Origin of the sequence: uncultured Thiodictyon sp., from assembly GCF_903828115.1 — a bacterium.
GTDB lineage: Bacteria > Pseudomonadota > Gammaproteobacteria > Chromatiales > Chromatiaceae > Thiodictyon.
On sequence record NZ_CAIKKU010000392.1, the window covers coordinates 1 to 5,684 of the forward strand.

1 protein-coding gene is annotated in these 5,684 nt (G+C 73.6%); it reads left to right on the forward strand.

The window, feature by feature from the left end; translation table 11 throughout:
• Positions 1-5,482, forward strand: a 5,482-nt coding sequence (locus tag QZY48_RS14395; protein WP_295431870.1) for an alpha-2-macroglobulin family protein, incomplete at its 5' end; no start/stop codon positions are given.
• Positions 5,483-5,684: the final 202 nt, after the last annotated feature.

Sequence of the window (5,684 nt, forward strand, 5' to 3'; positions counted from 1 at the left end):
CTTGAAGGACGTCGCCCTGGACGACTGCACCGCGGCCTGTCTCGCGACCCCGGCCTGCCGCGCCTTTACCTACAACAGCAAGGCGCGCTGGTGCTTCCTGAAGGACCAGTTCCGCGACCTGCGGACCTTCCCGGGGGCCGTCTCCGGGCGGGTCCTGGAGGGGGCGGCGGCGACGCTGGCGCAGCGGCGCACCGCGGAACTGGGCTTCCTCCCGCCCGACGCGCTGGACGCGGCCAGGAAGCTGGCAGCCGGGCTCGCGGCCCTGGTGCCCCCGGAGTCCACGAAGGAACTGAAGGGGCAGGGGGTGGACGAGGTCAGCGCCGCCGCCCGCGCCGCGCGCGGGACGGGCAACGGCGAGCAGGCGGTGGTGCTCGCCGCGGCGGCGGTGCGGCTGGCCCCGGATGATCCGGGCCTGTGGCTCGGCCTCGCGCAGGCGCTGGAGGCGGCCACGCCCGAGGGCTATGAACTGCGTTCTCAGCGCAAGGCGCAGGCGAGCGCGGCGGCGGTCAATGCCTATCTGCTGGCCCAGACCGAGGCGCAGCGCACCCCCGCGCTCCTGGCCCTGGGCCGGACCCTGAAGAACCGCGAGCAGTGGCGACCGGCCATCGGTGCCCTGGCCGCCGCGCTCGCCCTGCGGACCGATCCGGCGGTGCAGGCGGATCTCGCCAAGCTCAAGGCCGACCACGGTTTCCGCGTCACCGAGCACCGGGTGGAGGCGGAGAGCCCGACGCCGCGTATCTGTATCGAATTCTCGGAGCCCCTGGCGCGGCTCAAGCCCAACCTGGCGGACTTCGTGAAGGCCACTGATGGGAACGCGGCCACGGCCGGCGCCGCCACCGGGGCCGGGTTCCCGGTCGAGGTGGAGGAGCGCCAGGTCTGTATCGATGGCGTCAGTCACGGCGGACGCTACGCGATCCAGGTCCGCAAGGGGCTGCCGGCCGCCAGCGGCGAGACCCTGGAGAAGAGCGTCGACCTGGATATCCGGGTCGGCAACCGCACCCCGGCGGCGCACTTCCTGGGCCGTGCCTATGTCCTGCCCCGGGGCGGTGAGGCGACGATCCCGGTGGTCTCGGTCAACGCCGACCGGCTGGCGGCCAAGGTCTACCGCATCGGCGACCGCTCCATCGCCCAGGCCCTGGGGGACGGCCCCTTCCTCAAGTCGCTGAGCGGCTATGAGGCGGGGCAGATCGCCGACCAGACGGGCGAGACGATCTGGACCGGCACCATCGAGATCCAGGCCGAGTTGAACCGGGACGTCACGACCGCGGTCCCGGTCGGGACCCTGGTGCCGGGGCTCAAACCCGGGGTCTATGCCCTGACCGCGAGCCCCACCCGCACCCTGACCCCGGGCCAGCAGCAGCAGGACTGCGAAGAGGGGTGCGGCGAGTCCGCCGCCACCCAGTGGTTCGTGGTGTCGGACCTGGGCCTCACCGCGCTCACCGGCAACGATGGGCTCCACACCCTGGTGCGCTCGCTCTCCAGCACCGCCCCGGTGGCCGGGGCCAAGCTGCGGCTCATCGCCCGCAACAACGACGTGCTGGGAACCGCCGAAACCGACGCCGCCGGCTATGCGCGCTTCGAGCCGGGCCTGCTGCGCGGCACCGGCGGCAATGCCCCCCTGCTGGTGACGGCGGAGGCGGCGGACGGGGACTACGGCTTTCTGGACCTGACCCGCACCCCCTTCGACCTCACCGACCGCGGGGTCGAGGGCCGGCCCGCGCCCAAGCCGCTCGATGTCTTCCTGGTGGCCGAGCGCGGTGTCTATCGCCCCGGTGAGACGGTCCACCTGACTGCCCTGGTCCGCGACCCGCAGGTGCGCGCCGTCGCCGACCTGCCCCTGACGCTCGTCATCCGCCGCCCGGACGGGGTGGAGCGCGAGCGCCTGCTGGTCAAGGACCAGGGGCTGGGTGGGCACCAGGCGGATGTCGCCCTGACCGGTGGCGCCATGCGCGGCACCTGGCGCGTCCTGGCCTACTCTGACCCCAAGGGTGAGCCGATCGGCCAGACGACCTTCCTGGTGGAGGACTTCGAGCCCGAGCGGCTGGACTTCGCCCTCACGGCCCCCGGTACCGGTGCCGGGCTCGACCCCCGCGCCGCGACCGCCCTGCCGATCACGGCGCGCTTCCTCTACGGCGCCCCCGCGGCCGGGCTCCAGGTGGAGGGCGAGCTCGCGGTCAAGGTCGCCGACGGGCTCGCCGCCTGGCCGGGCTACCGCTTCGGGCTGGTCGACGACGTGCCCGAGGCGACCCAGAGGCCCCTGGACGCGGTGACCACGGACGCCCAGGGCGCCGCCCTGGTGCAGGTCCTGCTGCCGGAACTCGTGCCCACCAGCCGCCTCCTCACCGCGGATCTGGCGGTGCGGGTGCTGGACGCGGGCGGGCGCCCGGTCGAGCGCAACCTGACCCTGCCGGTCCTGGACGGGCAGGCGCGCCTGGGCGTGCGGCCGACCTTCGAGGGCGAGGCCCCGGAGGGCGGGACCGCCGGGTTCGAGGTGATCGCGTTGGGCAAGGACGGGGCGCGCCGCGCCGCGGCCGGGGTCGCCTGGACCCTGGACCGGGTCGAGACCAACTTCCAGTGGTACCGCAAGGACGACGGCACCTATGACTATGAGCCGGTCGAGCGCACCAAGCGGGTGGCGAGCGGCACGCTCAAGCTGGACGCGGGCAGCACCGGGCGCATCGAGACCCCGGTGCAGTGGGGCGCCTACCGCCTGCGCCTGGCCGGCGACGGGCTCCTGTCCGCCAGCATGAACTTCGAGGCCGGCTGGTATGTGACCCCCAAGACGGCGGACACCCCGGACCAGCTCAAGCTGTCGCTGGACAAGGCGACCTATCGGGTCGGCAACCGGGCGCGCGTCCATATCGAACCCCGTGCGGGGCAGGGCGGTCAGGGCGGCGAGCCCGGTCTGGCCCTGGTGATGGTGGTGGACGACCGCGTGATCGCCATGCAGGCGGTGCAGGTCCCGGCCACCGGCACCACGCTCGACCTGCCAGTCACGGCCGACTGGGGGCCCGGGGCCTATGTCACTGCCGTCCTCTACCGGCCCATGGACCTGGAGGCCCGGCGGATGCCCGGGCGCGCCGTCGGCCTGGCCTGGGCCGGGGTGGACCCGCAGGAGCGGCGGCTCGCCATCGAGCTCGCGGTCGAGCCCGGCCAACGCCCCCGCGGGACCATGCCGGTGCGCGTGGCCGTGACCAATCTGAAGCCCGGTACCGAGGCCTTCGTGACCCTGGCCGCGGTGGATCAGGGCATTCTCAATGTCACCGGCTACAAGCCCCCGGAGCCGGACGCCTGGTACTTCGGCCAGCGCCGCCTGGGGCTGGAGGTCCGCGACCTCTACGGCCAGTTGATCGACCGGATGCAGGGCGCCCCCGGGGTGGTGCGCTCCGGCGGTGACGGCGGTCTCGCCAAGCTCCTGGCCCCGCCCCCCAGCGAGGAGCTGATGGCCTATTTCTCCGGCGTGGTACGGCTCGACGATCAGGGCCAGGCCGTCATCCAGGTCCCGATCCCGGACTTCAACGGCACCGTGCGGCTCATGGCCATGGCCTGGACCGCGGTCGGCGTCGGCCACGGCCTGGCGGACGCCCTGGTGCGCGACCCCGTGGTGGTCAGCGCCAGCCTGCCGCGCTTCCTCGCGCCCGCCGATCGCAGCCGCCTGCTGCTCGGACTCACCCTGGTCGAGGCCGAGGGGACCGCGGGCGCCGCGCCCCAGGGCGGTGAGGTGACGGTCGCGGTCAGCACTGAGCATGGACTCATCATGGTCGACCCCGCCGCCGCGACCCAGCGCCTGACCCTGGCCCCGAGCGTGCGGACCGAGGTCCAGGTCCCCCTGACCGCCGATACCATCGGCGACGAGACCATTCTGGTCCAGGTCACGACCCCCGCCGGCCAGGTCCTGACCAAGCGTCTCACGCTCGGCGTGCGCACCAATGCCCCCGCGACCTTCAGCAGCACCGCACACCTGCTGGCCCCCGGGGCCGCGCCCCTGACGCTGACCCCGGACCTGCTGGGCGACTTCGTGACCGGCACCGGGGCCGTGCTCGCCTCCGTCAGCCGCGCCGGGCGCCTGGACATCGCCGGTATCCTGCGCGGCCTCGACCGCTACCCTCACGGCTGCACCGAGCAACTCGTGAGCCGCGCCCTGCCGCTCCTGTACCTGGACCAGGTCGCCCTGGCCGCGGGCCTGAGCGGTGATCCGGCCGTGCCGCCGCGCATCCGCGATGCCGTCACCCGGGTCCTGGCCAATGCCGGGGCGGACGGGCGCTTCGGCCTCTGGGCGCCGGGCGGTGAGGACCTGTGGCTCGATGCCTTCGCCACCGACTTCCTCACCCGGGCGCGGGAGCGCGGCTTCGAGGTCCCCCAACCGGCCCTGGACGCCGCGCTCGACAACCTCAAGAACGCCGCCGCCTACAGCACCCCGACGCCCTCCGATGTCTATGCGCTCTATGTGCTGGCCCGCAACGGCCGCGCCTCCATCGGCGACCTGCGCTACCTGGCCGACGAGCGCCTGAAGGACCTGGGCAGCCCCATGGCGAAGGCGCAGGTGGGCGCCGCGCTGGCGCTCTACGGCGACCGCACCCGGGCGGACGCGGCGCTCACGGCCGCCGCCGCGGACCTGGACCGCTCGGTCCCGCTGGTCGGGGCCGGGACCTGGCGTGCCGACTACGGCTCCACGCTGCGCGACGCCGCCGCCGTGCTCGCCCTGGCGGCCGAGTCCGGCAGCGACTCGGTGGACCTGCGCGCGCTCGTCGGCCGCGTCCAGGACGGCGTCGCCCGGGCGCGCTACCGCAGCACCCAGGAGGACACCTGGCTCCTGCTCGCCGCGCAGGCACTCAACAAGGGCAAGGACGGCCTGCGCCTGGAGATCGACGGCAAGCCGGTCGAGGGCGCCTGGTTCGGCCGCTTCGACGCGGCGCGCCTCGCCGCCGCCCCGGTCCTGATCCGCAACCTGGGGACCAGGCCGGTGGACGCCATGGTCGCGGTGCTCGGCGTGCCGCGCGTCGCCCCGCCCGCCGGGGGCAACGGCTATGTCATCGAGCGCGCCTACTATGACCTGGACGGCAAGCGGGTCGAGTTGACCGAGGTACCGCAGGGCAAGCGGCTGCTGGCGGTGGTTACGGTGCGGGCGGATGCCCAGGGCCAGGCGCGCCTCATCGTCGATGACCCGCTGCCCGCGGGGCTTGAGATCGACAACCCCAACCTGATGCGTTCGGCCGATGTCGCCAGGGTCCCGGGGCTCGACCTGCTCGAGACCCTCGCCCACCAGGAGTTCCGCAGCGACCGCTTCGTCGCCGCCGTCGAGCGCGACGCGGATGACCCGGCCGAGTTCCAACTCGGCTACCTGATCCGCGCCGTCACCCCCGGCACCTACGCCCAGCCGCCCGCGTCGGTCGAGGATATGTACGACCCCAGCCGGCGGGCCTGGACCGAGGCCGGGAGCGCGAGCGTGCTTGGGAGCGTGGGCGTCCCGCCCGCGCGGTAAAGGTCGCACTCGTGACGCCGCTCCAGAGATTGGGCAAGTATTCGGATCGTGCCCGGTGCCTGGCGTAGACTGTCAGCCAAGTCGGAACCAAGGGGTCAGGGGGATGATCGGCAGACGCTACAAGCAGGGCACGGCACGCGGGTACGAGGCACGGCTGCCGCGGCGCATCGAAGACTTTGTGGGCGCGGACAATCCGGTGCGC